This is a genomic window from Alteromonas sp. 009811495, from assembly GCF_028865455.1.
Classification (GTDB): domain Bacteria; phylum Pseudomonadota; class Gammaproteobacteria; order Enterobacterales; family Alteromonadaceae; genus Alteromonas.
Window position 1 is genome coordinate 2,097,454 of sequence record NZ_CP113972.1, and the last position, 25,757, is coordinate 2,123,210.

Consider the following 25,757-nt stretch of genomic DNA (forward strand, 5'->3'; position numbering starts at 1 on the left):
TCCATTGTGAAGTTACCCGCATACTTTATTTTCAGCATGTGGTTGTCGTTCAGGACACTACTGCATTCAAACTGCGGGTAACCATTATCTTGAGGAGAAGGTTTATGGTTTATCTAAGAAAAGCACATACCCGTGGCAAAGTAGATTTCGGTTGGTTGCAAAGTCAGCATAGTTTTTCGTTCGGTCACTACTACGATCCAAAGCATATGGGGTTTTCTGCACTTCGTGTAATTAACGATGATGTTGTTCAGGCTGGTAGAGGATTTGAAACCCACGGCCACAGGGACATGGAAATCATTTCCTACGTTGTCGATGGTGCGTTGAAGCACAAAGACAGTACAGGCAATGAATATGTGGTCCCGGCGGGCGATGTGCAAGTGATGAGTGCGGGCAAAGGCATAATGCATTCGGAGTTTAATCCATCGAGTGATGAACCGGTTAATTTCTTACAAATCTGGATTGTACCTAGTGAGAAAGGTGGCGAGCCGGGTTATGCGCAAAAAACCTTTGGTAGCGACGCTCAACTAGAATTACTCGTAAGCAGTGACGGTAAAGATGACTCACTTAAGATAAAGCAAGATGCATCAATTAGCCGACTACAATTAAACGCAAGCGAGCAACTTTCACTTGAAACCGGTAAACGCAAGGGCTACTTGCATATTGTAAGTGGTAACGCGCAAGTGAAAGTGGGTAGCGAAGAAGAAATACTCCTTCTTAGCCACGGTGATGCAGTGGGTGTTTTTGAAAGCGACACTATTGATATTATTGCGAGCAATGACCTGGTTGCACTTTGGTTTGACTTGCCAAGTTAACATTGCAAAATTGCTTTATATCAATAATTTATTTACAAAATGTGTATCTGCACTTCACGTAAGCGTAACTCATGGTATGATGACGGACGAGTGATTTTGGGGCGGTTTGTTTGTATTGGTAAAGTACAGCGAACAGCCCTTATTTCAGTAGTTACCTTAAACTGAAGTCAGTGAGATACTAGAGTGATAAAAATAGTCCTAGCAGATGACCATGATTTGGTCAGAACAGGGATACGCCGAATTCTGGAAGACGTAGACGATTTCACAATTCTTGGTGAAGCAAGAAACGGTGAAGACGCGGTACAATTGTGCCGAAAAGACGCTCCAGATGTGGTACTCATGGACGTGAACATGCCTGGTATAGGTGGCTTAGAAGCTACCCGAAAAATTGTCCGCATGTCTGAAAATACGCGTGTAATATGCTTGTCGATGCACAAAGAAAGTCCCATTCCAATGCAAGTTATGGAAGCGGGTGCATACGGTTTTCTCACTAAAGACGCCGAGCCGAGTGAAGTAATATTAGCAATTCACAAAGTTGTGGGTGGTCAAAAGTATGTTGATAGCGAAGTAGCCAATAGCATTGCAATAGGAAAACTTTCGCCTAATTCAGATAATCCATTTAACGATTTATCGAGTAGAGAACTTAACATTGCGCTACGGTTAACAAAAGGCCAACGCGTAACAGATATCGCGAGTGAACTGAGTATTAACGCAAAAACAGTTAATACCTATCGCTACCGTATGTTTGATAAGTTGGGCGTGACATCGGACGTTGAGCTAACACATCTCGCTCTGCGCCATAAGCTTATCGACCCCAATTTACTATAGGCGTTAACCTGCGCATTATGTCAAAGCGACAACCTTCAGATTTCGACTCAGCGGCATTCCTAAAAAACTTAACCTCTCAACCTGGCGTGTACAGAATGTACAACAGTCAGGATGAGGTTATTTATGTTGGTAAAGCGAAGAATCTTAAAAAGCGCGTTTCCAGTTATTTTCGTGCGAATCTAGACAACGCCAAAACACGTGCTCTGGTCAGTCAAATAGCCAAAATGGACGTCACTGTGGTTAACAGTGAAACGGAAGCATTTCTACTTGAAAATAACTTCATCAAGAAATACAAGCCGCGTTATAACGTGGTTATGCGTGATGATAAGTCGTATCCGTTTATATTTTTATCTGATCATCAGCATCCTCGTTTATCTTTCCACCGCGGCCCTCAGAAGAAAAAGGGTGAATATTTTGGCCCTTATCCCAGTGCGTGGTCGGTACGTGAAAGCTTGCGCTCAATGCAACGCATTTTTCCCGTAAGACAATGTGAAGACAGTTACTATCGTGCTCGAAGTAGGCCTTGTCTGCAGTATCAAATGCAACGTTGCAGCGCACCCTGCGTTGAAGGCTACGTCACTGATCAAGAATATAAAGAGCAGGTCAATTTTGCGCGTCTTTTTCTAAAGGGGAAAAATCAGCAAGTGATTGGCAGCCTTGTAGAGAAAATGGAAAAAGCCAGTGAAAGCCTAAATTTTGAAGCCGCTGCTCGATATCGCGATCAAATAAATGCGTTAAGAAAGGTACAGGAGCGGCAGTGGGTAGCAGGTACTCAAGACGAAATGGATGTTTTTGGCTTTGCGTTTAAAGGCAACATGGCTTGTATCCAAGTCATGTTTATTCGCGATGGTCAATTGCTCGGGAGCAAAGCATTTTTTCCAAAGGTTCCCAATACAGCCGACGAGCAAGAGGTATTTGAATCTTTCTTTCTTCAATTTTATTTAGCGGGCAATAAAGTCATTCCAAAGCAAATTGTGTTAGCTCAAACACTAAGTGATCAAGACGCCATTGCTGAGGTGCTTGCCAGCGAAGCAGGGCATAAAGTTACTTTTTTCAAAGGGGCTAGGGAAGAAAAACGCAAATATTTAGCACTAGCACAAGCCAATGCGCAAACTGCACTTGAAGCGCAGTACAGTCAACAGAAGTCTGTTTTTGCCCGTTACCTGGATTTGGAAGATGCCCTTGATATCGATGTGCCGCTTCAGCGCATGGAGTGCTTTGATATTAGTCATACATCAGGCCAGCAGACGGTAGCGTCGTGTGTAGTGTTCAACCGTGAAGGGCCACTAAAAAGTGACTACCGTCGATATAACATCGAAGGTATCACGCCTGGCGATGATTATGCCGCTATGGCGCAAGCGCTTAAACGCCGTTATAAGTCGGTTAAAGAAGTGCAAAAGATCCCCGATTTACTGTTGATTGATGGTGGTAAAGGGCAACTTGCACAAGCTGAAGCGTTTTTCGAAGATTGGCCGCATGATAAAAAACCAATGTTACTGGGCGTAGCCAAAGGTGTAACGCGTAAGCCCGGCCTTGAAACGCTGATACTTGCAGGTAGTCATGATGTGGTGTCGATGGAAAGCCATTCTCCGGGGCTGCACTTGGTTCAGCACATCCGTGATGAATCTCACCGCTTCGCTATCACAGGGCATAGAAACCGACGCCAAAAAGTGAAAACCACATCAAGTCTTGAAAGTATTCCTGGAATTGGGGCAAAACGTAGACAACAACTGCTTAAATTTATGGGAGGGCTACAAGGGCTTAAGAAAGCCAGTAGAGATGAAATTGCAAGTGTACCTGGCATAAGTCAAGAATTGGCGGAGACTATTTACGATCACCTTCACCAATAAAACGCATGCACACAAGCATTACACGCGATTTTAGGGTAATGTGTTACAAAAATGAAAGCGATAAAGCTGCGCTAAACGCCCATAGAGGCACAAAACTGAGACGTATTTTTTATGTGGACTGTTCCAAACTGTATTACTTTATTTAGAGTAATTCTTATTCCTGTATTCGTGGTTGTTTATTTTCTTGATTGGCGTTGGGCGCATGAAGCAGGCGCTTTTATATTTTGGCTTGCTGCGATTACTGATTGGTTTGATGGTTACCTTGCACGAAAATTACAACAATCTACACCCTTCGGCGCATTTCTCGACCCCGTAGCAGATAAGTTAATTGTAGGGGCAGCACTATTAATGATCACACATAGTTACGCCACCTTATGGATTACATTACCTGCAATTGCCTTGTTGGTAAGAGAAATCTATGTGTCGGCATTAAGAGAATGGATGGGCTCAAATGGTGTTCGTGAAGCGGTAAAAGTATCATTTATAGGAAAAGCTAAAACAACAGCACAAATGTTAGCATTAATTGGATTACTTTCTGGTCTAGAAACATTTATGGGCTTTCCAATTTATTGGGTGACACTGGGTTATATTCTTCTTTATATTGCTGCAGTGCTGTCAATTTGGTCAATGATTGTCTATACAAAAGCTGCGTGGCCTCACCTTAAAGGTGGCGCATTGAAAGGAAATTGATCGTACATTAATCAAAGTGAATAAAAAAATAGCAAACGATCATAAAAATACGCATTTATCTCAATTTAAACGTTTTTTCGTATTGACAGTTCTGAATGGGTAGGTAGAATGCACCCCACATTTCGAGAGGACATCACCGAAACGAAATGTACGATTAAGGTATGCGGGAATAGCTCAGTTGGTAGAGCACGACCTTGCCAAGGTCGGGGTCGCGAGTTCGAATCTCGTTTCCCGCTCCAATCTCTTAATGAGATAACTTAATCAGCGCCAGTCGCACTGGCGGAATGGCAGAATGGCTATGCAGCGGATTGCAAATCCGTCTATCTCGGTTCGACTCCGGGTTCCGCCTCCACAAAGCTGCATCGCAGCATCAGGTTCTACGCCTGACACCTTGCTGAAAAGCAACCCGATGCCCGGGTGGTGAAATTGGTAGACACAAGGGATTTAAAATCCCTCGCTGGTAACAGCGTGCCGGTTCAAGTCCGGCCCCGGGCACCATTTATCTACCATTTTCATTGAATTACCTATTTAAGTACTGCTGTAATGTTGCTTAGGTTTTCTCGTTGATACGAAACTTCAATATCTTTAATTTCAACTTTCGTACGTTGCGGTGAATAGCGCTTGAACATGGCATAAGTATCATCAGCACCATAAACTCTGGCAAACTCTGTCACTTGCATTCCGTTACACACTAAACCTTGAGAAAGGGTTCTTAATGAATTCGACATGTGTTTTGTGTTGGGAAAAATACTATAAGCTGATTTTCTCACGCCATGTTTGTCGTTAAGTGCTGCGCTTTTGCATACCGAAATTAAGTCATCTTCGATTGCTTTATCATAACCACTATCACCAATGGCATTAAATGTTATTAGAAGCGGTGCACTCATTACCAAAGTGACTAGTTTTTTATTAAATACATTCATTACAAAATCCCTCGAATAATTTGTTTGTATTGACCCAACTACTTCATAAGGTGCTTTAAATGCTAGGTCTCGAGGAGGTGCTTTACGATGAATTTTGCCGACAAATTTTATGAAAAAATTTTATACGGTAATTCATCGTTTTGTCGCATTTAAGCTGCGCTTTGTCATGTTTATGAACGCGGGTTTCATGATAATGTACTAGACTAAAGGCTATTATTTTGTTGTTGCGTGCGATTATTCAGCATGGACAAATCAACGATAACCCTTACATTCGATAGCTCATCTCATCTGTTGCGAACAAGTGACGGAAGAGAAACATTGTTGTCACCGCAATGCTCATCACTTCTCTCTTTACTAAAACAAAATGCAAATAAAGTGGTAAGTCGTGAGGCCATAAAACAAAGCGTATGGCGTGGAAGGCATGTGTGCGATGACAATATAAATCACACAGTATCGCGGTTGCGCGCACAAATAAAAAAAATAGATAAAAAGCGGATGTGGCGGATAGAAACGATACCTAGTGTAGGATATCGTTTCGTAGAATTAAGCTGCAATGAAGATTTGGCTACTTCGATAAAAAATTGGTTGTCACATCATTACCACCGCTTTCACAATATGTTGCAACGCTTGCTATCTCAACATTGAACTGTCGTTTTAGGCCCCTCGGCGTCGGCTAAACATGCGCAGCCTTGTCGAGTGGTTTAAGTGACGATTCGACTTTTTGAGCATCTTCTTCGGTCAGTTTAGGCTTCATCGGTTGTGGTTTTCCGTAAAAGTATCCTTGAAGGTAGTCTGCGTCGGCCATAGTTAACCACAGAGCTTCTTCTTCGCACTCAATTCCTTCGGCAATAACTTCAATGTGATTTGTTTTAGCAATCTTAATGAGGTTCGTGACTATATTCTGTTTGTATTCATCAATGTGGACATTTCGAACCAATTCCATATCAATTTTCACATAATCAGGCCTTAATGATTGAAGTAAGTTTAATCCGGACCATCCTGAACCAATGTCATCCAAGGCAACCTGAAACCCTGCATTACGATAAAATGCCAGAATACCCTTTAATTGATTTAAGTCGTTCGCACGGTGCGTTTCAGTCACTTCAAATACAACATCTTCAGGCTTCATACCAATTTCATTAATTGAAGCGGCAGTTGCTCTTAGGCAATAGGATGGGTCGTAAATGCTGGAAGGGTTAAAATTAATGAACAGCTTTCCATTGAGCTTTGCTTTTGCGGCACACTCAACCGCAGATCTTCTAGCTACAAGGTCAAGCGAAAATAACAAGTCTGACTGTTCCGCTAATTTAAATGCTAAGCTAGGTGGCACGATTGCATCGTGATCATCGCGAATACGAAACAACCCCTCATTGGCAAACAGGCTTTTATCGCGCGCATTAACGATTGGTTGATACCAGGTTTCATATCGCTCTTTTTCAACACTTTCAATCAGCCACTTCGCCTGAAAGCGATAGATTAAGATGGCTAAGGTTGTCATTCTACCCATCTCATCAATACCGGGAACGTCTTGAGTCTGTGACGTAGTAACCTTGGTGTTTTCAAGTTCTTTAACTTCAAGGGCACCATTTAGTGAGGTAATGAAACCTGAAATTGCAGAGTATTCCACTTCACAAGATATGCAATGTGAGGATTCTTGCTTTGCGGGTAATTGCATCGAACCACAAAGACTCGCGACTTTTCCAAAGGTTTCTACAGTGGGGACAAAAATCCAAAAGGTTGTCCTTTGAAAAAAGTAATCATCTACAGTCTCACAGTCAGCACAGTACATATTTACGCTCTCCGAATTGTGACGTAATCATTACGATGTAGAAGTCCACTTGGTTCGGTTACAACTCTCATGAAGGTGAATTGTTATAGCGCGCTAGCTTTTTGTGTTAAATTACCAACATACGTTACCGATGAATACATACTACTTTGAACTCTATTATGTCTTTGCGTGCTGCAGAATTAGAAAGCGCAGTACGCCCGTTTCACGCCCGTGGTAGTAAAGTAATACGTTGCGAGGTGTGTCTATTACCAAAATTGAATTGCATTTGCGCACATAAGCCTACACCCGGCACTGATATCGCGGTTTTGTTTTTGATGTATAAAGGAGAGTACTACAAGCCTACCAATACAGGCCGACTAATTGCAGATGTAGTAGAAGATAACCATGCATTCTTATGGAAGCGGACAGAGCCGGATTCAGCGTTGCTTAATTTGATTAACGACCCGCGCTATTTTCCCATTGTTGTGTTTCCACATGAATATGCTGAGCCATCCCGTTGTATTACAACGCCGCCAACGCCCTGTAACAAAAAACTTCTGTTTATTTTCTTGGACGGTACATGGCGCGAGGCAAAAAAAATGTTTGTTAAAAGCCCTTACTTACACCAGCTTCCTGTATTAGGGTTAAGTACTGAACGCGATTCGGATTATTTACTTAGAGAATCAACACATGCCTTTCAACACTGTACTGCTGAGGTCGGTATAAGCGTACTCGAATTAGCAGGGCAACAAGAGGGTGCCAATACACTATCACATTATTTTAGTATTTTTAGGCGAGAGTATTTAAAGGGCAAGCCCCATTTGCAGCACAAGTTGGCGTTTGCGTCTTCGCAAGTAAAAGAGCAGGTAGTAAAAAAGTAACTTTTGTTTGCGATATTGTTGTTTGGCTACCACTATATCAACGTAACTTAAAGGAAAAGAATATGGCTTCAATTACATTTCAAGGCAATGAAGTATTAACCGTTGGTGAATTACCAAGCGTTGGAAGCAATGCACCGGACTTTACCTTGGTCAAAGCTGATCTCAGTGAAATATCACTATCATCACTTGCTGGGAAAAACGTAGTTTTAAATATCTTCCCGTCAATTGATACGGGGACGTGTGCAATGTCAGTACGTAAGTTCAACGAGCAAGCAGCTGGGTTGGATAATACTACGGTTATTTGTGTTTCAGCGGATTTGCCGTTTGCTGCTGGTCGTTTTTGTGGAGCAGAAGGGATCGACAATGTCATTACGGGCTCTACGTTCCGTTCAAGCTTTGGAGATGATTATGGTGTCACATTTACATCAGCTCCTCTGGCTGGTCTACTGTCTCGCTGTGTGGTGGTAATAAACGGTGAAGGCAAAGTGGTGTATACCGAACAAGTTGCTGAAACCACTGAAGAACCAAATTATGAAGCGGCAATAGCAGCGCTGTAGTACATTGTTTTTTAAGCAGGAATTTACCAAGCAGGAGAGCGAGTAATGTCAGTGTTATTGCAAGTTGGAGAACTTGCTTCGTTAATGCAAGAAAAACCAATGACACTCGTTAGAGCTGTTATGGATGACCCTGTAACGCAGACACCTGATGCACGTGAAGCTATGGTGCTCCCTGCTTCTGTAGATTTTGATCTCGATGGTGAGGGTAGCGATCATGCCACGGGTTTTCCTCATAGTATGCCATCTACAGAACAGCTCAGCATTTATTTAGGAAATCTCGGTATTACAAACAATACGCCATTAGTTGTTTACGATACCAGAGGGACGTACAGCGCACCGAGAGTGTGGTGGATGTTAAAAGCTATCGGCCATCAAGATGTAAGATTATTAGACGGAGGACAGCCTGCCTGGAAACACGCGGGCCTGCCTCTATCGGAACAGCGACAATACGGTAACTTTTCCTATGAAGGCCATGCACGACCTGGTTGGTTCGTAGGTTCTGACGCAGTATTAGAAGCCCTTGATACGGATGTTCAACTTGTAGACGCCAGAAGCGAACCTAGGTTTTATGGTGATGTGTTAGAGCCTCGAAAGGGGCTTCGCTCTGGCCACATGCCAGGGGCTTTCAATTTGCCCTTTACCTGTTTATTGAAAAATGGCCATTTTGCGCCGGTTGACGAGTTAAAAGCCATATTTGCTTCAACAGGCGTCGATTTGACTAAACCCATTATTTGTACCTGTGGTTCAGGTATAACCGCCTGTATCATTGGTACTGCTGCGTTACTATGTGGTGCGACTCAAGTTTCAGTTTATGATGGCTCGTGGTCAGAGTGGGGGGCTAATGCCCAGTACCCTGTAACATGCGAAAGATAGCAAGAAATAGTATTAGCTACCCAATACAGTATCCAGTGAACACAAAAATGACAAAGCCCAACATAGTCGTGTTAACAGGCGCCGGTATTTCCGCAGAGTCTGGAATTAAAACGTTTAGAGATAATGATGGTTTATGGGAAAACCACCGGATAGAAGAGGTAGCTACCCCTGAAGCTTTTCATGCTAACCCCGATTTAGTCTATCGTTTTTACAATGCACGTCGTACACAACTTCAACAAGCTAGTGTTAAACCAAATGCCGGTCATAAGGCATTATCAAAACTAGAAGCGCACATTGGGAAAAATTTGTTATTAGTTACTCAGAATGTAGATGACCTACACGAGCGCGGCGGTTCTCAAAACGTAGTACACATGCACGGCGAGTTAAAGTCGGCACGGTGTGGTGATTCTGGTAAGCGTTTTGAATGGCTTGATGATTTTGATGGTACAACGGCTTGTCCCTGCTGTGGTAGAAATACGCTTAGACCTGATATTGTGTGGTTTGGCGAAATGCCGATGCACATGGATAGTATCTATGATGCTTTAGCGATGGCTGATATTTTTATATCAATAGGGACGTCAGGAAATGTCTATCCCGCGGCGGGCTTCGTACAAGTCGCAAAAGAGGCGGGGGCTTTTACCATAGAAGCTAATTTAGCTTTTGGCGCTACCAATGCACTTTTTGATGAGTCGCGACAGGGGCTGGCTACCGAAGTAGTACCAAAGCTCGTTGACGATCTCATTGCACAATTTAATTAATTCGCGCTGTAGGAGGCGCATTACATGCAGTACATGAACGAGTTTTTAACTATCGCCTTAGTTCACCTAGTTGCGGTGGCAAGCCCAGGGCCTGATTTTGCGATTGTTGTTAGAAACAGCGTGGCGTATGGACGTCGAATTGCCATGTATACCAGTGTAGGTATTGGCGCTGCCATTTTATTGCACGTGGCGTACTCACTAGTTGGCCTTAGTGTAGTGATAGCCACCACACCGTGGTTGTTTACAACGTTTAGTTATCTTGCCGCGGCCTATTTGTTGTATCTTGCAATTGGCGCGCTTAGAAGTGGCCCTCCCAAAGATGATGAGATTACCGTTGAAGTGAAGGGGAAAACGCAAATTTCTGCCAAAAAGGCGTTATGGATGGGCTTTTTAACAAATGGACTGAATCCAAAAGCGACACTGTTTTTCTTATCATTGTTCACTGCAATAATTAGTATCGATACACCATTTGGCGTAAAACTTGGTTATGGCATCTATTTGTCTATTGCGACAGGTTTATGGTTTTGCTTCCTTTCTTACATGTTAAGTACAAGTAAAGTGGCAGAGCTAATCGGTAAAAAAGGGTATTGGCTAGACCGTGCCATGGGCGTACTCCTTGTTGGATTGGCCGCTAAGTTAATCATTGGTTGATAAAAGGCAGACGGGCAATTACCACCGTAAGTTGATATAATCCAACGGTTTTAACAAGTTCGCTAAAGAGAGTTGTGTGAAAGAAGTACATCCAGACCGTCTTAGTCAAACGTTAGCAAAAGCCTATGAGTTCGACATTAAAGCACTTTTGTCAAAAGCTGCACGCTTGACGAAAAGCAATTTTGGAACCTTACTGCAGGGCAGTGTAGTGCTGTTTCTAACCTTTGTTGTACTTGGTGTTTTTGCACAGCAATACATTACTGTCCATGATGATGGAACGTACACCTTCGAGCACCAATCTATTATTGAAATTGCCGCTATATGTATCGTTGCGCCACTACTGACGGGTCTATACATGATAGGTGTTACCCAAGCGCGTGGTCTTAAAACCTCGGTTTTTACTATTTTTCAGTATTTCCCTTTATTGTTTTTGTTAGCGTTGACGCAACTTGTAAACAGTATTCTGGTACAACTTGGTTTGGTGTTACTTCTGCTACCTGGGATCTATTTCTATATCGCATCATCGTTTGCGCTTATGTTGGTTGCCGATAGAAAAATGACGCCCATAAGCGCAATTATTTTGTCGTGCCGCGTATTTAATGCCTATTGGTCTCAGATTGCTGCTGTTTTTGCTGTGTTTACACTACTATTCATAACGGCACCACTTACGTTGGGATTCTCGCTTATATGGGTTTTGCCTTTTTATTTTAGTATGATGGGCTTGCTCTATCAGGAACTGATTGGGGAGCAGGGCCAACGCACGGACGCATCAGAAAATGATGTGAATGAGTCTAGCTTCGATGCATAAACGTGAAACATTAAAAATTGTACTTATCACTCTCGGTGTTCTTGCCGTTATTGTGATAAACGCCATAATTTTTACTGAAGATGAGCCTGATATTCTCGACCTGCCCCAATCTGTAGAGGCAAAAAAGCCGGTACCAGATTTCTCTCAATACACCGATGTTAAGGAAAAAAAGGCGGCTTTTTTTTCTTATTTACGACCAGAAGTCGAAAAGCAAAATGCCTACTTGTTAACGTTAAGGCACTACGTTCAAACACTTTATCGCAAAGCGCTCGCCAATGAGCCTTTAAGCGATGATGATGAAGCGCGTATAGTATGGTTAGAAGAAGAATACCGCGTTAAATCTAACCAACCGCTAAAGACGAAACTGTTAGCCCTTTTACAAAAAATAGATGTGTTACCTGTTGAACTTGTTCTCGTACAAGCGGCTAACGAGTCAGCTTGGGGAACGAGTCGCTTTGCTCGCAAGGGGTATAATTTTTACGGACTGTGGTGTTTTTCGAAAGGCTGTGGCTTTGTGCCTAGTCAACGAAACGATGGTGCATCTCATGAAGTTGCCAAATTCGACAGTCTTTCTCGCGCTACGTATACCTACATGCGTAATTTGAACCGTCATGATGCCTATGAAGATTTACGCGAAATTAGAAGCCGATTACGAGCTAACCAAATTCCTATTACTGGTGTTGCGTTAGCCGAAGGGTTGATGAATTACTCAGAGCGTGGAGCCGCTTACGTCGAAGAGCTTCAAACTATGATCCGATTTAACGAGGAGTTTTTAACCGAATGATACGCGCCGCACTATTACTGGCTTCATCACTTGTATCAGGCTTTACTTTCAGCGAAACCATTGATGTTGAATATAGCCGTTTTTACAGCCATGTTAAGAAATTAGATAACGAGGATACCCAAGCGTTACAGTTCGCTTTTGGTTTTATCCGAGTTGGTGAAGGTCGCTTATGCGGAATTGAGCAAGCTGAGATTGTCACCGACAAGAAAAAAATGCCGCTGGATGTGAGCGAAGAAGGCCGCTTTACTGTGCCAGCTGAAAAAGCACTAAAGTTGGCTAATGCGCTGGTTAGAATTTCACTAGAAGAACGGGCTAATGTGTGCGATATGTCAGTGCAGTTGGAAACTAAGCCTGAATATTTGAAACAGTATTACACCAAAGATGAGCTCGACTTCCTCTATGAACAGTATGCTGCTTTTTTTAACGAAATGGGAAGTTTCCTGTCGTTTATGATGCCCTCAGTTAAAGGGTTAATGGTGCAATTTAACGATAAACACCTAGATTTCGTTACTCCACAAGGTGTTAAGGTCAACAATGGTATTATGCAGTTAGATGAGGAATGGTTAAAAGACGCCAAAGACCTTACGCTGCCTGAAGCGCCGTTAAGAATTACCGCTATGGCATCAAGTTAGAAGCTGATACCTAATTTGTTCTGCAATTCGGGCGATAGTTTCTTCGCCCTTTGTGCATAACTCCTGTGCACGATGAAACTCCATGATCCCCACATCGGTAAGTTGAGGCTCAATAAGAATATCGGGTGGATCGCCAGCTAAACGCGAACGTGTAACGCGTGCTTGAAGGATATCAAGTGAGCTACTCATCACACTCATGATACCTGGTGGGTTACTTTTCTTTGCTTTTGCGGGCACTTCAGTCACTTCTTCTTCAATTTTTTCGATAACTTCTGAAGCAATTGATTCATCGGTGACAACAGTTGGCTCTTTTTCTTCTTGCTTACTATCCGGGGAAAACCATTGCTTCAACACATTTTGACTTTTAGTAAAAAAGTCTTCAGTTTTACGTTGATTTTCTTCATGATCATGACGTAACTTTTCAATCATTAACGGACGAAAATCTGCATTGAGGTTTACCGCAATAACAAAATCCGCACCTAACTGTCGGCACAGATTGACAGGAACTGGATTCACAACAGCGCCGTCAACAAGCCAGCGATCGCCATGCGCAACGGGCGCAAACAGGGCGGGAATTGCACATGAAGCCTGAATTGTGTCGCCAATGGGACCAGAGTTAAACACGACTTCGCGGCCCGAATACAAATCGGTTGCGACCGCGGCGAAAGGTTTTAGCATATCTTCGTAGTTCTCAACACAAAACTCGTTAGACAGCTTATCAAACACCTTTTGACCGCTGGCAATTCCACCACGTCGAAGGCCTACACCCATTAGCGCCAACACCTGCCAGTCACTTAACGAGCACGCCCATTCTTGTAACTCATCCAATTTTCCACTTGCGTAGGCAGCACCGACGTATGCGCCAATAGAGCAACCTGCAACGACATCTATCTTAACACCGAGTTTTTCCAGTGCTTTTATAATACCGATATGGGTCCAGCCTCTTGCTGCACCAGCACCTAACGCAAGTCCTATTTTCATTTATCGCGGTTCCATTATATTGACTACTTCGATAGTGTTGTCATTATCTAGTGCGCTCTCATCTGCACTTGTATTAAAAGAGGGTTGATCAAAACCGATATCGCCACCTTCTACCGGGCCATCTTGTGTGGTAATTGATTTAAAATCGTATAAATTGCTGTCTACCAAGTGTGAAGGTGCCACGTTTTGCAGCGCCCGGAACATAGATTCGATACGACCTGGAAAGCGACGATTCCAATCTTGCAACATGGCTTTAATATTCTGGCGCTGTAGGTTCTCTTGTGAACCGCATAGGTTACACGGAATGATAGGAAACTCTGCTGCCTGAGAATATTTTTCGATATCTTTTTCAGTGCAATAGGCTAGTGGGCGAATAACAATGTGTTCACCGTTGTCGCTAACAAGCTTTGGTGGCATCGATTTTAGTTTACCGCCATGAAACATATTTAAAAAGAAGGTTTCTAGCATGTCATCACGGTGATGGCCTAGTGCAATTTTAGTTGCTCCTAATTCTTTCGCAGTGCGATACAAAATACCGCGACGCAAACGGGAGCAAAGAGAGCAGGTTGTTTTACCTTCAGGAATTTTATCTTTAACAATTGAATAGGTGTCTTCTTCGACGATTTTGTAATCGACACCAATGCTATCTAGATACTCAGGTAAAATATGCTCCGGAAAACCGGGCTGTTTCTGGTCTAGGTTTACGGCAACAATGTCAAAGTGAATAGGCGCAATTTTCTTTAAAAATAAAAGAATGTCGAGCATGGTGTAACTGTCTTTACCGCCTGATAAGCACACCATTACCTTGTCATTATTTTCAATCATTCCAAAATCGCCAATGGCTTTACCCACATTTCGGCGAAGGCGTTTTTGAAGTTTGTTGAAGTTGTACTTTTGCTTACTTTGCGTCGCATTTAAAGGCGCCGCATCAGCACCATTTGTGCCTAGACTCATAATTAACTAGCTTGGTTTGTAATAAAAGGCACATTATACAATAAAGCACCTTTTCGAAACCATGCCTGCGCGCGTTAATTTATTCGCTATTGTTTACTCAGAGCACTTGTTCGTTCAGAGCTCTTGTTCGGTTAGCATATTGACATCCTACTTTGCACAGTACTTAGTTTGCCAACGGTGATATAAAACCGTCGGGCTTGAGTGCCAACACATCGCAGTTCAGTTCATCGATAACATGTTCTGCAGTATTACCAATCAAAGCGGCTGAAATGCCAACTCTGCCAACTGTGCCGATGATAACGAGTTCTGCGTCAATGTCTTTTGCAACCATGGGGATAACCTTTTCTGGTAATCCTTCTTTAACTACGCATTTATTATCAGGTACACCATATTTAAGTGCGTGGGCGCGCATTTCTTTCTGGTGGTGCTGCTTAACCGCATCATGATAAGTGTCAGGGTCGAACTCAGGGACTTCAATAGCAATATTTAGCGGTGTTGAAGGGTAGCTGTTAACAAGATTGACATTCCCTTTTAAAAGCGACGCATAGTCGTTGGCAATAACGGTAATTTTATCATTGAGCGCGGCATGTTCGTCGTCTTCAGTACCTACGTTTACAGCAGCAATAATTTCGCCACCTTCTGGCCAATCGTGCTCTTTTACCAATAATACTGGACGAGGGCATTTACGCATCAGGTGCCAGTCTGTGGGCGTAAATATAACGGATGCCAAGTCATCATGTTTCTTAGTTGCTTTAACCACTAAATCGATTTGATTGTCCAAGGCATAATGAATAATTGATTCATAGGCGCGATTATTCCATTCAACAACAATATCAGTTTCTCCATAGCCTTGCTTGTGAAGCTCTCCTGATAGCCATTTGGCGTGTTCGTTAGTGACAGCGTCGCGCATTGACTCTCTTTCATCAGGGCTAAGCATAGTGGTCATGTCATAAGAGAGATCGTATACCACCATCATGGCTGTTACTGAAGCGCCCAATTTTGACGCTAATTCGTAGGCCCTGCTTAAGGCAGGTTGTGTGTCTCGCTCGGCATCAACAACAGCAAGGATGCGTTTGTACTCAATCATAACTACCCCTTATAAACAAAAGCTTAGTATTTAGTTTTATAAATACGTTGGACGCTTAAGGTAAGTGTAAACGACAATACTAAAAACGTTAGTTGTTTTAGATCAATAAATAAAAAAGGCGCAAACAAAGCGCCAATCTTAATCTTGTTACCAGTTGCTGATTAGGGTTCCTAACCGTTACACACAACGCTGGGACCGTTAAGTGCTTCTAGTTTTGTACTAAGCCTATCAAAATCTAAAATAGTAATAAGCTTGCCATCTACCTTGATAATACCGTCTTTTTGGAAGCGACTTAACAGGCGACTTATCGTTTCGATGGTCAAACCTAAATAGTTACCTATTTCGTTACGAGTCATCGTTAAGTGAAACTCTCTGTGTGAAAAACCACGTTCCTCAAAACGTTGAGACAAATGCGAGATGAAATATAAGAGACGCTCTTCGGCTGTGCGTTTGTTTAACAGCATAATCATATCGTGATCTTGCTTAATTTCCGCACTCATGAAGCTCATAATCTGGTGACGAAGTTTTGGAAATTGTACTGACATTTCATCTAACGTTTCGTAGGGGAGTTCGCACACCATTGCAGTTTCAAGAGCCTGCGTGTAGCTTTGATGCTGATTTTCACGTAGTGCATCAAAGCCTATGATATCGCCGGGAAAGTGAAAACCTGTTATCTGCTCTTCACCTTCTTTGTTTGTAACAAAAGACTTGAAAGAGCCTGTGCGAACAGCAAAGAGTGAACGAAAGGTATCGCCAGTTTGGATAAGCGTATCGCCCTTGTGGAGTGGCTTTTTACGCTCAATGATGTCATCAAGAGACTCAATTTCTGTCTTATTCAATGCCACTGGTAGACATAAATGACTGAAACTGCAGTTTTGACAATGTATAGAGAATTGGCTTCCTTTGCTCATAAATGCTAACTCACAAATTACAGGGTTTACTTTGTTATGATACCGCAAGATTTAGGCGATTGCGCGATAAATCAGATAAACAGCATATATAGCCATTATGCTCGCGATCCCTTGTCTAACCAATGTGTTTTTAAATCCAGAGATCAACCATTGACTCCCCAAGCTTGTCGCAATCAGTGTAGGCAAGGTGCCTAATCCAAAGAAGAACATAATTGCGCTACCTTGCAAGGCACTGCCAGAAGCCAATGACCATGTTAAAGTTGAATAGACTAACCCGCACGGTAACCATCCCCAAATGAAGCCGTAGGGAAAGGCGCTCAGCGGCGTTCTAAATGGTAAAAAACGTTTAGAGTAAGGCTGTATTTTTTTAAATATCCCGTTGCCCAACCGTTCTAGTTTGGTTAAGCCTGTATACCACTGCCCGAGATAGCATGCCAACAGCAGCAGCATGATGCCGCTAATCAGTGAAAGTGCATAATTTGCGAGAGGAATATAATCTGCGGCAATTTTTCCAAAAAAACCAGTTATACCGCCTGCGATGGTATAACTGACAATGCGCCCAATATTATAAGTCAGGGTATAGGGGAAGGGTGAAACGCCTTTTGGGGTAACCATTCGTAGTGCGGTGACAATACCCCCACACATTCCTACACAGTGAACGCCGCCTGCGAGCCCAATGAGAAAGGCAGAGAAGTAATTAATGCCTTCCATGAGTCTCGTTTTCAGGTTGATTGACTGATGTTTTCGCTGTGTTCGTGTGTTTAGATAAGTGAGTTAATTCTTCTTTTTCTTGCAGTTTCTTACGTTGTTCTGCAAGTTGTTTTTCCTCTGGCGACAGATCATCATCAAACAAAATACTGTAGCCTTGACGATCGAGGTCTTCAAACTGATTGGACTTTACAGCCCAAAAGAAAATAACGATAGCGACGGCCACGATAATGATGGCGATGGGTATAAGGACGTAAATAATGCTCATGCTACTTACTCAATAGTCGGGTTGAGTTTGTCACCACAATAATAGAACTTAGTGACATGCCTACCACAGCCATCCAAGGTGAAAGCAAACCAGATACAGCAAATGGTAGAATCAGAATGTTGTAACCTACAGACCAGCCAATATTTTGCCTAATTTTTTGTTTTACTTGCTTGGCGGTGGTAATTAACTCTGGAACAGAAAGTAATTGATCGCCAAGTAAGATAACATCGGCGGCGGTTTTTGCTACATCCGTTGCATTACCCACCGCTATAGCAACATCGGCGCTTGCTAATACTGGTGCATCATTAATACCATCTCCCATCATCATCACTTTTTTTCCGCTGGCTTGCATTGCCTGTACTTCGTGAAACTTATCTTCAGGAGTAAGACCACCTTTTGCAAGCTGTATGGGAAGGTGCTGTGATAGGGTATCTACATTGTGTTGGGTATCACCGCTAAGCACAATAAGTGAGTTATGCTTCCCAAGGGCATTAAGGGTGGTTTTGGTGTCTTTTCGTAACGTATCACTGACCTCAAATGCCCCTAAAAGCTTCCCGTTAACAGTGAGATACACGTTTGCGTTTATTGGAACAAGCGCAGTGTCGACTGCTACAAATGATGCACTTCCCATCATAAATTGTGCGTTATTTATTACACCGGTGATACCACCCCCTGGTGTAACAGTAAATTGTTCAACTTGATGAGGCGGTTGGCTGCCTGATTCGCTCGTGGTAATAAATGCTTTGGCTATCGGGTGCTCCGAACGCATTTCTAGTGCCATTGCAATGTTCATAACGCTGTTTTCATCAACACCATCAGCAAACCAGCGTTGGGTGAGTGTAAATTTACCTTCTGTAAGTGTACCTGTTTTATCAAGGGCTATGGTGTCGATTGTGGTGATTTGTTCAAGTGCATCGGCGCGTTTTAACAATATACCTTGGCGGTTTAGTTTCGCCATTGCGCAGGTAAGCGCTGACGGTGTCGCAAGCCCTAATGCGCAAGGGCAGGTTGCTACTAGTACAGATATTGTTATCCAAAATGCATCTTCGCTACCTTGCAAAGTCCAGTAGCCGTAAGTTAAACCTGCAATAACCAATACAGCGCTAACAAAATAGCGCGAGAAATTATCGGCTAATTGCGCAGCTTTGGGTTTGCTTGCCATCGCACTCGCTTGAAGGCGAACAATTTGATTCACCAATGCATTTTTGAGTGTTTGAGAAACGGTAACCGTGAGAGTGCCATCTTGGCAAACGGTACCTCCATACACGGTGCTTTTTTCACTTTTTGAGACAGGATTAAACTCGCCGGTAAGCATAGATTCATCTACCGATGCCATACCGTCGACTACGGTACCGTCAATAGGCACTGTTTCACCGGGTTTTACTAGTACAACATCGCCTACAGCAAGTTGCTTGGCGAGACATTCACTTATTGAACCGTCTGAATTTACTTTGGTAGCCGACACAGGCACATACTGCATCATATTCGCGGATATTTGCGCAGCACGGTGACGGCTTCTATGTTCTAAAAATCGGCTAAGTAATAGCAGAAAAATAAACATACAGATAGATTCAAAATACACTTCACCTTGTTCTTGCAAAGTAGAACGTATACCTGCGAAATAAGTACCAAAAACAGCTAGGGTGACAGGCACATCCATGTTTACCGTTTTTGCACTAAGCGCTTTAACTGCGCCTATGTAAAATGTGCTACCCGAATAAAGCACAACGGGGGTGGTTAGTGTCAGTGCTACCCAATAGAAATACTGCCTGGTTTCCAATTCTATTGCGCCAAACCAGTCGAAATAAAGGCCAGTCATAAGCATCATAACTTGCATGGTCATAATACCTGCAAGACCAAGCTTTTTTAGAAAGGTCTTTTGCTCTCGCTTGTAACTGGCCTCGTGGTCATCAGGGTGAAAAGGAGACCCGACATAACCAATGCGTTTCAATGTAGTTAAAATTTGACTGAGCTTAATTTCCAGTGGTGACCAGGTGATCAACGCTCGGCGCTCTTGCACGTTAACCGCAACCTGTTTAATGCCTTCTACTTTTGAAAGCTGCTTTTCAATTAGCCAGCCGCATGCTGCACAAGTAATCCCCTCTAGCGTTAACTGAATTTGTTTATGTTGCCCTTCGTCATAGACAAACTCCTCCTGAAGTGAAGGATCGTCATATACGTTTAACTTATCAAGGGTATCGAGGATGCTATTGTCAGATTTCTTTGCCGGCTCGGTTCTAAATTGGTAATAGTCTTCTAAGCCATTGTTTACAATAGCTTCTGACACCGCCAGACATCCGGGACAACACATATCGCGTGTTTGCCCCAATATAACAGTATTAAACTGGCCTTGATCGGAACTTGCTATAGGCAAGCCGCAGTGATAACAGTCGTGCTGTGACATTATGGATTAAACTTTATAGTGCCAGAATAGGGTAGGTTAAGCGTATTTTGAATTTTCCAGCTCTCATCAAAAGGTGTAAGTGAAACGCGCCACTTACCATCCATGTTTTGCTCAATAAAACCGCGGTAAATACCACTAGCATCTCGACTTAGTAATACACTTATGTCTCTTTCTTCCAACGTTACGTGATAAAAACTGAGCTTTAACGCATTGCCTTCTTGCGGTATACCAGAATGAAACTTAAGGGCGATACTTCCGTTATCAATAGTTAAGTCTGTAGTGATATTACGCTTTCTAGCTAACGCTTCTTTATCTAGCGTTGCGTTAATGGCTTTACCTTCTTTGTAGTAATCGTCAACAACCAAACTATCTTCTGTTGAGATAGCAAGTTTTAGAAGTACACCTCCCATAATAAGAGTGACGATAGGCACGGCGATAAGAAACCACGGCCAGAATTCTTTATACCAAGGTCTGTTCATTGATAAAGGTTCTCGTATTTACTGCTAAACAACATATTCATTGGCATTTTCAATTGAACAAAAAACAACGGGAAACACCTGTGAATATGCTTTTTATATCTCTGTATTTTCTCATAAAAAAAGCCTCGTGGTAACGAGGCTTTTTGCGATATTTAATGATTTAAATCATTAATCGTTCGATAGGCTGTAAACGTATGCCGCAACTACGTGAATTTTGTCATCACCCAAGGTTTTCTTGAACGAAGGCATTACACCATTACGACCGTAAGTTAGTGTCTCTGTAACCGCTCTGTGGCTTCCGCCATAAAGCCAGATATTATCCGTTAAGTTAGGAGCACCAAGCATTTGGTTGCCTTTACCGTCCATACCGTGACACGCTGCACAGGCCGCAAAGCGGGCCTTACCTGCGTCAGCAAGTTGCTGATCTACTTCACGACCACTTAGGCTAAGTACGTAGTTTACGACTTCTTCGATACCGTCTTCACCCATTGCATCAAGCCATGCTGGCATTGCTGCTTTACGACCAAGCGTAAGAGTTTCAACAATTTTCGCACCCGAACCACCGTACAACCAGTCATTGTCAGTGAGGTTAGGGAAGCCGCCGTTTTGACCGCGGGCATCAGAACCGTGACACTGAGAGCAATTTTGTAGGAATAAACGCTGACCTACTTTGTTTGCTTCAGGATCTTTAGCCAGTTCTTCAACCGGAACTTTCGCATAGGCTTCGAAGATCGGGTCGAACTTCTCAGCAGCAAAATCTAACTCGCGGTCGTACTCAACCAGTTTACCTTGCTCTTTCGCTTCAATACGCGCTTGTACCGATTCTTCAATCGACTGCACGTTTTGGTTAGAGCTTCTCCAGCCCAGTACGCCTTCCCACGCACCCAAACCAGGGTAAAGTAATAGGTATAGGAAACCCCAAACGATGGTCATGTAGAACATAATTGTCCACCAACGAGGAAGTTGGTTGTTCAACTCCTCGATACCATCAAATTCGTGCCCCATTGACTCACCTTCTGGCACGCCTGTCTGATTCGATAAGCACCAGCGCAGAAGGAAGTAGCAACCAATGATTAACCCTAGGGTTATCACTGAAATCCAAATTGTCCAAAACATACTCATGAGTTCAAGACTCCTGCTAATCTTCTTTTGATTTTTCTTTTTCTTCGTCTGCAAACACTAGGTTTGCGGCTTCATCGAACTTTTTCTTGTTGTGGCTGCTGAACGCCCACCACACAATGCCGATGAAGCAAACAAAGACGATGACAGTAAAAATGCTGCCTACAATTCCCTGATCCATACTATTTCAAGTGTGTGCCAAGAGATTGTAGATAAGCAATAAGGGCTTCCATTTCCGTTTTACCCTGTACTGCCGCTTTTGCTCCCGCAATATCTTCGTCGGTATACGGAACGCCGAACCCACGGAATACTTCCATTTTGTCAGCTGTTAACTCGCCATCAAGCGTGTTTTCCGCTAGCCAAGGGAAACCTGGCATATTCGACTCTGGTACTACGTTACGCGGGTTTAGCAGGTGAACACGATGCCACTCATCACTGTAACGACCGCCTACACGTGCAAGGTCAGGACCAGTACGCTTAGAACCCCATAGGAAAGGGTGTTCCCATACTGATTCACCAGCAACACTGTAGTGACCATAACGTTCTGTCTCAGCACGGAACGGACGAATCATCTGGCTGTGACAACCAACACATCCTTCACGGATATAGATGTCGCGACCTTCAAGTTCCAGTGCAGTGTATGGACGTAAGCCTTGTACCGGTTCCATTGTTTGTTGTTGAAACATCAACGGCGTAATTTGAACCATGGCACCAAAGCTGATTGCAATAAGAATCAAAACAGTTAATAGGCCAACGTTCTTTTCAATTAACTCATGTGGATTTTTCATTATTCGTCTCCTTAATTACGCTGGCTGAGTCGCTGGATCTGCAGCGATACTGCCTTTAGGGGCACGAACGGTTTTCCAAGTGTTGTAGGCCATAACAAGCATACCCGCAACAACGAAACAACCACCAATGAAGCGAACCACGTAGAACGGCTTAGAGGCTTCTAATGACTCAACAAAACTGTACGTTAGCGTACCGTCTGCGTTAACTGCACGCCACATTAGACCTTGAAGTACACCAGACATCCACATTGCTACGATGTAAAGTACTACACCGATTGTTGCCAACCAGAAATGTACGTTTACCAAACGGGTGCTGTACATTGCAGGCTGACCGAATAGCACTGGAATTAAGTGGTAGATAGAACCAATTGATACCATTGCAACCCAACCCAATGCACCAGAGTGTACGTGGCCGATAGTCCAGTCTGTATAGTGAGACAGAGCGTTAACGGTTTTGATTGCCATCATTGGACCTTCAAAGGTAGACATACCGTAGAAAGACAATGAAACAATAAGGAAACGCAATACAGGGTCAGTACGCAGTTTATGCCATGCACCTGAAAGCGTCATAATACCGTTAATCATACCACCCCAAGACGGAACGAATAGAATAACTGACATCACCATACCGAGAGACTGTGTCCAATCAGGTAGAGCAGTGTAGTGAAGGTGGTGAGGACCTGCCCAGATATACAGAGAAATCAACGCCCAGAAGTGAACGATTGAAAGTCTGTATGAATAAACCGGGCGACCTGCTTGCTTAGGAACAAAGTAGTACATCATCCCTAGGAAGCCAGCAGTCAGGAAGAAACCTACCGCGTTGTGGCCGTACCACCACTGCATCATGGCGTCTACAGCACCAGCATACAATGAATACGATTTAGTGAAAGAAACCGGAATAGCCATGCTATTACCAATGTGCAGAACTGCAACGGTAAGCATAAAGGCACCTAGGAACCAGTTCGCAACGTAAATGTGCGAAACTTTACGGATTACTAGGGTTCCGAAAAAGTTGATGATATAAGCGATCCAGACCAGTGCCAAAAGAATATCGATTGGCCATTCTAGTTCAGCGTATTCTTTTGAGCTGGTTAAACCAAATGGAAGGGTTACAACAGCTAAAACGATAACGGCTTGCCAACCCCAGAAGGTAAATGCGGCAAGTTTGTCACTGAACAGTCTTACCTGGCAGGTACGCTGAACGATGTAGTACGACGTTGCAAATAGCGCACAGCCGCCGAAGGCAAAAATAACGGCGTTAGTGTGCAACGGACGCAAACGTGAGAATGTTAGCCATGGTGTGTCAAAGTTAAGCATAGGTGCAAATAATTGCGCAGCAATAAATACCCCTAGGCCCATACCAATGATACCCCAGACTATTGTCATGATGGTAAATTGCCTAACTACTTTATAATTGTAGTCAGGTTGTGCTTGGCTTATTTCACTCATTTTAATGAATCTTCCACTTCAAATGAACTATGGTTTCCAACTGCCAAAATAGTGCGGTATGACGCCTATTAAAATAGGATTAGCGCTTCACACCGAGCTTGGAAAGAGTAATAATTATTGTCTCCAAGCCAGTTGGTACGCGGATGATAAGGTTTTTAATTACAAAAAGATACCATAAACTAACTAAGCTTGATCTCAGTCAATGAAGAAATACATAAAATTTAAGAAATGCTAAATAACGATAACAAGAAACGATCAAATTTTTTACATTTGCAACTGCCACTTCTCACGATATTAGTCGTGGCAGGATGTGTGTATTTAGCACATAAGTTTCAATCAACCGCGTATACAGATACTAATGTAGTCAATGGAATCAGAAATAGCTGTAATTTCGTTAATGAAACGTGCGAATTTAATATTGATGACCGTATTGCTATAGCCCATTTTTCTGTCAAGCCTGTTCCAGAAGAGTCGATTACGCTTTCTTTGACCGTTCCATCGGGTGTTGAAATTGAAAGTGCCTGGATTGAAGGCGTGAACATGTATATGGGTAAAATACCCGTCCTTTTAGATTCTGACAGTGATACCAAATGGTCCGGTTGGTTTATGTTGGGTAGTTGTAGCGAACCCGTAATGCGTTGGCAACTAAGGTTAAATGTAAAAGGGCAAAACAAACCTAACTATCTTTATTTTGTTACGCAGCAGTAGTTATAACGTGTTAAAAAAACGGCTAGCCTATGCTAACCGTTTTTCATTTATTCTGCGCTCACCAATTTACATTTGAGATTGTAAGTAGTTTGCAAGACCAATGCGCTTAATTAATCCCAATTGCTGTTCTAGCCAGTGTGCATGGTCCATCTCTGTGTCGTCTAGCAACACAATAAGCATATCACGCGTTACGTAGTCTTTTTCGGTTTCACATAATGCGATAACTTCACGCAATTTTGCATCAACTTCGTACTCAACGCGTAGGTCACTTTCGAGCATCTCTGGCACGTCTTTACCGACCTTAAAGCCAGTGCGTTTGGTCATGTCTGGCGTGCCTTCAAGAAACAGCATGCGTTCAATCAACTTTGTTGCATGACCGCGCTCATCATCAAATTCATGATCAATTCGCTCGTACAACTTATTGAGACCCCAATCTAAGTACATTTGCGAATGAATAAAATATTGATCCATTGCAGCAAGCTCATAAGAGAGTAGCTCGTTTAAGCCGTTAATGATTGCTTGGTTACCTTTCATTAGTCATCTCCCATTACTTGCGCTTGTAGGTAGTTTTCAATACCCATTGCATCAATTTGATATTCTTGCGTTTCTATCCAGTCTAAATGCTCTTCTTCATATTCAAGAATGTCTTCTAGCAGATCGCGAGATACATAATCTTGCTTTTCTTCACATAACGCGATTGCGTCTCTAAGAAGAGGCAACTGTTCTTTTTGGAATCGCGCATCGCATGACAACATCTCTGGCGTATCTTCACCAATGTACAGCTTTCCTAATGCCTGCAAATTAGGCAGCCCTTCAAGAAACAAAATTCGTTCGATAAGGTCATCCGCTTGCTTCATGTCCTTAATCGACTTTTTATAGTTTTTCTCGTTTAATTCTGAAAAACCCCAGTTCTTGAACATGCGCGCGTGCAGAAAGTACTGATTTATAGAGGTAAGTTCACTTGTCAGTACTTCGTTTAATTTCGCTACAACTTGTTTATCACCTTGCATTGTGTAAACCCTTAGTCATTATTTGCGTTAAGTCTAGTGCTTAAAATGCCGAATGTCAAAAAAACCATATAAAACA

Annotated in this window: 30 protein-coding genes and 3 tRNA genes; 17 read left to right on the top strand and 16 right to left on the bottom strand. The window is 42.9% G+C overall.

The annotated features are described in order from the left end of the window. The first annotated feature begins 104 nt into the window (after positions 1-104). From OZ660_RS09650 to OZ660_RS09680, 7 genes are all read left to right on the top strand, one after another. On the top strand, positions 105-812 hold the full coding sequence (locus OZ660_RS09650; RefSeq protein WP_274743357.1) for a pirin family protein: 708 nt from the start codon (positions 105-107) through the stop codon (positions 810-812). A gap of 183 nt (positions 813-995) precedes the next feature. Beyond that, complete coding sequence (gene uvrY, locus OZ660_RS09655) at positions 996-1,640, top strand: UvrY/SirA/GacA family response regulator transcription factor (RefSeq protein ID WP_202265674.1); 645 nt, start codon at positions 996-998, stop codon at positions 1,638-1,640. A 17-nt stretch (positions 1,641-1,657) separates the two neighbouring features. After that, complete coding sequence (gene uvrC, locus OZ660_RS09660; protein ID WP_274743358.1) at positions 1,658-3,490, top strand: excinuclease ABC subunit UvrC; 1,833 nt, start codon at positions 1,658-1,660, stop codon at positions 3,488-3,490. 111 nt (positions 3,491-3,601) lie between these two features. Then, positions 3,602-4,180 (top strand): CDP-diacylglycerol--glycerol-3-phosphate 3-phosphatidyltransferase, encoded by a 579-nt coding sequence (pgsA, locus tag OZ660_RS09665; RefSeq protein ID WP_159624618.1) that lies wholly within the window; start codon positions 3,602-3,604, stop codon positions 4,178-4,180. 163 nt (positions 4,181-4,343) lie between these two features. After that, a tRNA-Gly gene (locus tag OZ660_RS09670) sits at positions 4,344-4,419 on the top strand. 39 nt (positions 4,420-4,458) lie between these two features. Continuing rightward, positions 4,459-4,532: transfer RNA gene (locus OZ660_RS09675), tRNA-Cys, on the top strand. Positions 4,533-4,591: 59 nt separating this feature from the next. Continuing rightward, positions 4,592-4,678 (top strand) — tRNA-Leu (locus OZ660_RS09680). 26 nt (positions 4,679-4,704) lie between these two features. Here OZ660_RS09680 and OZ660_RS09685 read toward each other — a convergent pair. Then, complete coding sequence (locus OZ660_RS09685; protein ID WP_274743359.1) at positions 4,705-5,103, bottom strand: DUF3718 domain-containing protein; 399 nt, start codon at positions 5,101-5,103, stop codon at positions 4,705-4,707. 243 nt (positions 5,104-5,346) lie between these two features. Here OZ660_RS09685 and OZ660_RS19885 point away from each other — a divergent pair, with 243 nt between their 5' ends. Continuing rightward, positions 5,347-5,748, top strand: coding sequence for a winged helix-turn-helix domain-containing protein (locus OZ660_RS19885; protein ID WP_226434412.1), 402 nt, complete (start codon positions 5,347-5,349; stop codon positions 5,746-5,748). Between the two features lie 28 nt (positions 5,749-5,776). Here the strand turns inward: OZ660_RS19885 and OZ660_RS09690 are convergent, their stop codons facing one another. Continuing rightward, positions 5,777-6,778, bottom strand: coding sequence for an EAL domain-containing protein (locus OZ660_RS09690; RefSeq protein WP_274743360.1), 1,002 nt, complete (start codon positions 6,776-6,778; stop codon positions 5,777-5,779). A 272-nt stretch (positions 6,779-7,050) separates the two neighbouring features. Between OZ660_RS09690 and OZ660_RS09695 the strand changes: the two genes are divergently transcribed. The 8 genes from OZ660_RS09695 (at position 7,051) to OZ660_RS09730 (ending at position 12,815) form a co-directional block, all read left to right on the top strand. Beyond that, positions 7,051-7,752: a tRNA-uridine aminocarboxypropyltransferase gene (locus tag OZ660_RS09695; protein WP_226434410.1), complete on the top strand. Its 702-nt coding sequence runs from the start codon at positions 7,051-7,053 to the stop codon at positions 7,750-7,752. A 62-nt stretch (positions 7,753-7,814) separates the two neighbouring features. Further along, the gene (gene tpx, locus OZ660_RS09700) at positions 7,815-8,309 is read left to right on the top strand and encodes a thiol peroxidase (RefSeq protein ID WP_159624591.1); all 495 of its coding nucleotides are present in this window, start codon (positions 7,815-7,817) and stop codon (positions 8,307-8,309) included. Positions 8,310-8,354: 45 nt separating this feature from the next. Continuing rightward, positions 8,355-9,182, top strand: a complete 828-nt coding sequence (locus OZ660_RS09705; RefSeq protein WP_274743361.1) for a sulfurtransferase — start codon at positions 8,355-8,357, stop codon at positions 9,180-9,182. Positions 9,183-9,217: 35 nt separating this feature from the next. Next, positions 9,218-9,940 (top strand): Sir2 family NAD+-dependent deacetylase, encoded by a 723-nt coding sequence (cobB, locus tag OZ660_RS09710; protein ID WP_446698979.1) that lies wholly within the window; start codon positions 9,218-9,220, stop codon positions 9,938-9,940. A gap of 24 nt (positions 9,941-9,964) precedes the next feature. After that, positions 9,965-10,591 (top strand): LysE family translocator, encoded by a 627-nt coding sequence (locus OZ660_RS09715; RefSeq protein WP_159624586.1) that lies wholly within the window; start codon positions 9,965-9,967, stop codon positions 10,589-10,591. Positions 10,592-10,667: 76 nt separating this feature from the next. Beyond that, positions 10,668-11,399 carry a stress protein gene (locus OZ660_RS09720; protein WP_274743363.1) on the top strand — a complete coding sequence of 244 codons (732 nt, stop codon included), beginning with the start codon at positions 10,668-10,670 and terminating at the stop codon, positions 11,397-11,399. Beyond that, positions 11,392-12,183 (top strand): glucosaminidase domain-containing protein, encoded by a 792-nt coding sequence (locus OZ660_RS09725; RefSeq protein WP_274743364.1) that lies wholly within the window; start codon positions 11,392-11,394, stop codon positions 12,181-12,183. The genes OZ660_RS09720 and OZ660_RS09725 overlap by 8 nt, the downstream gene beginning before the upstream one ends. Then, positions 12,180-12,815: a DUF2987 domain-containing protein gene (locus tag OZ660_RS09730; protein ID WP_274743365.1), complete on the top strand. Its 636-nt coding sequence runs from the start codon at positions 12,180-12,182 to the stop codon at positions 12,813-12,815. Before OZ660_RS09725 ends, OZ660_RS09730 begins: the two co-directional genes overlap by 4 nt. Here the strand turns inward: OZ660_RS09730 and OZ660_RS09735 are convergent. The 12 genes from OZ660_RS09735 to ccoN form a co-directional block, all read right to left on the bottom strand. Next, on the bottom strand, positions 12,807-13,796 hold the full coding sequence (locus tag OZ660_RS09735; RefSeq protein WP_159624579.1) for a patatin-like phospholipase family protein: 990 nt from the start codon (positions 13,794-13,796) through the stop codon (positions 12,807-12,809). The genes OZ660_RS09730 and OZ660_RS09735 overlap by 9 nt on opposite strands. Then, positions 13,797-14,750 (bottom strand): tRNA 2-thiocytidine(32) synthetase TtcA, encoded by a 954-nt coding sequence (gene ttcA, locus OZ660_RS09740; protein ID WP_274743366.1) that lies wholly within the window; start codon positions 14,748-14,750, stop codon positions 13,797-13,799. A 163-nt stretch (positions 14,751-14,913) separates the two neighbouring features. After that, positions 14,914-15,837: a universal stress protein UspE gene (gene uspE / locus OZ660_RS09745; protein ID WP_202265693.1), complete on the bottom strand. Its 924-nt coding sequence runs from the start codon at positions 15,835-15,837 to the stop codon at positions 14,914-14,916. Between the two features lie 170 nt (positions 15,838-16,007). Then, positions 16,008-16,748: a fumarate/nitrate reduction transcriptional regulator Fnr gene (fnr, locus tag OZ660_RS09750; protein WP_159624573.1), complete on the bottom strand. Its 741-nt coding sequence runs from the start codon at positions 16,746-16,748 to the stop codon at positions 16,008-16,010. A 51-nt stretch (positions 16,749-16,799) separates the two neighbouring features. Beyond that, positions 16,800-17,459, bottom strand: a complete 660-nt coding sequence (locus OZ660_RS09755; RefSeq protein WP_202265695.1) for a sulfite exporter TauE/SafE family protein — start codon at positions 17,457-17,459, stop codon at positions 16,800-16,802. Next, entirely contained in the window at positions 17,446-17,724 is a 279-nt protein-coding gene (ccoS, locus tag OZ660_RS09760) for a cbb3-type cytochrome oxidase assembly protein CcoS (protein ID WP_226434400.1), read from the bottom strand. Before ccoS ends, OZ660_RS09755 begins: the two co-directional genes overlap by 14 nt. 1 nt (position 17,725) lies before the next feature. Then, on the bottom strand, positions 17,726-20,128 hold the full coding sequence (locus OZ660_RS09765; protein ID WP_274743367.1) for a heavy metal translocating P-type ATPase: 2,403 nt from the start codon (positions 20,126-20,128) through the stop codon (positions 17,726-17,728). Beyond that, entirely contained in the window at positions 20,128-20,607 is a 480-nt protein-coding gene (locus OZ660_RS09770; RefSeq protein ID WP_159624567.1) for a FixH family protein, read from the bottom strand. Before OZ660_RS09770 ends, OZ660_RS09765 begins: the two co-directional genes overlap by 1 nt. Before the next feature lie 168 nt (positions 20,608-20,775). Continuing rightward, a complete protein-coding gene (gene ccoP / locus OZ660_RS09775) occupies positions 20,776-21,729 on the bottom strand; it encodes a cytochrome-c oxidase, cbb3-type subunit III (protein WP_202265699.1) in 954 nt (317 codons plus the stop codon). A gap of 16 nt (positions 21,730-21,745) precedes the next feature. Continuing rightward, a complete protein-coding gene (locus OZ660_RS09780; protein WP_131094652.1) occupies positions 21,746-21,907 on the bottom strand; it encodes a cbb3-type cytochrome oxidase subunit 3 in 162 nt (53 codons plus the stop codon). A gap of 1 nt (position 21,908) precedes the next feature. Further along, positions 21,909-22,514 (bottom strand): cytochrome-c oxidase, cbb3-type subunit II, encoded by a 606-nt coding sequence (ccoO, locus tag OZ660_RS09785; RefSeq protein ID WP_159624563.1) that lies wholly within the window; start codon positions 22,512-22,514, stop codon positions 21,909-21,911. A gap of 15 nt (positions 22,515-22,529) precedes the next feature. Further along, complete coding sequence (ccoN, locus tag OZ660_RS09790) at positions 22,530-23,963, bottom strand: cytochrome-c oxidase, cbb3-type subunit I (protein ID WP_159624561.1); 1,434 nt, start codon at positions 23,961-23,963, stop codon at positions 22,530-22,532. Positions 23,964-24,275: 312 nt separating this feature from the next. On the opposite strand from ccoN, the gene OZ660_RS09795 reads away from it, so the two are divergent. Beyond that, positions 24,276-24,671 (top strand): hypothetical protein, encoded by a 396-nt coding sequence (locus OZ660_RS09795; RefSeq protein WP_232369744.1) that lies wholly within the window; start codon positions 24,276-24,278, stop codon positions 24,669-24,671. Between the two features lie 66 nt (positions 24,672-24,737). On the opposite strand, the gene bfr (OZ660_RS09800) is transcribed toward OZ660_RS09795, so the two are convergent. Together bfr (OZ660_RS09800) and bfr (OZ660_RS09805) are read right to left on the bottom strand one after the other, a co-directional pair. Next, positions 24,738-25,205, bottom strand: a complete 468-nt coding sequence (gene bfr / locus OZ660_RS09800) for a bacterioferritin (RefSeq protein WP_159624557.1) — start codon at positions 25,203-25,205, stop codon at positions 24,738-24,740. Next, on the bottom strand, positions 25,205-25,681 hold the full coding sequence (gene bfr, locus OZ660_RS09805; protein WP_159624555.1) for a bacterioferritin: 477 nt from the start codon (positions 25,679-25,681) through the stop codon (positions 25,205-25,207). Before bfr (OZ660_RS09805) ends, bfr (OZ660_RS09800) begins: the two co-directional genes overlap by 1 nt. Positions 25,682-25,757 lie beyond the last annotated feature (76 nt).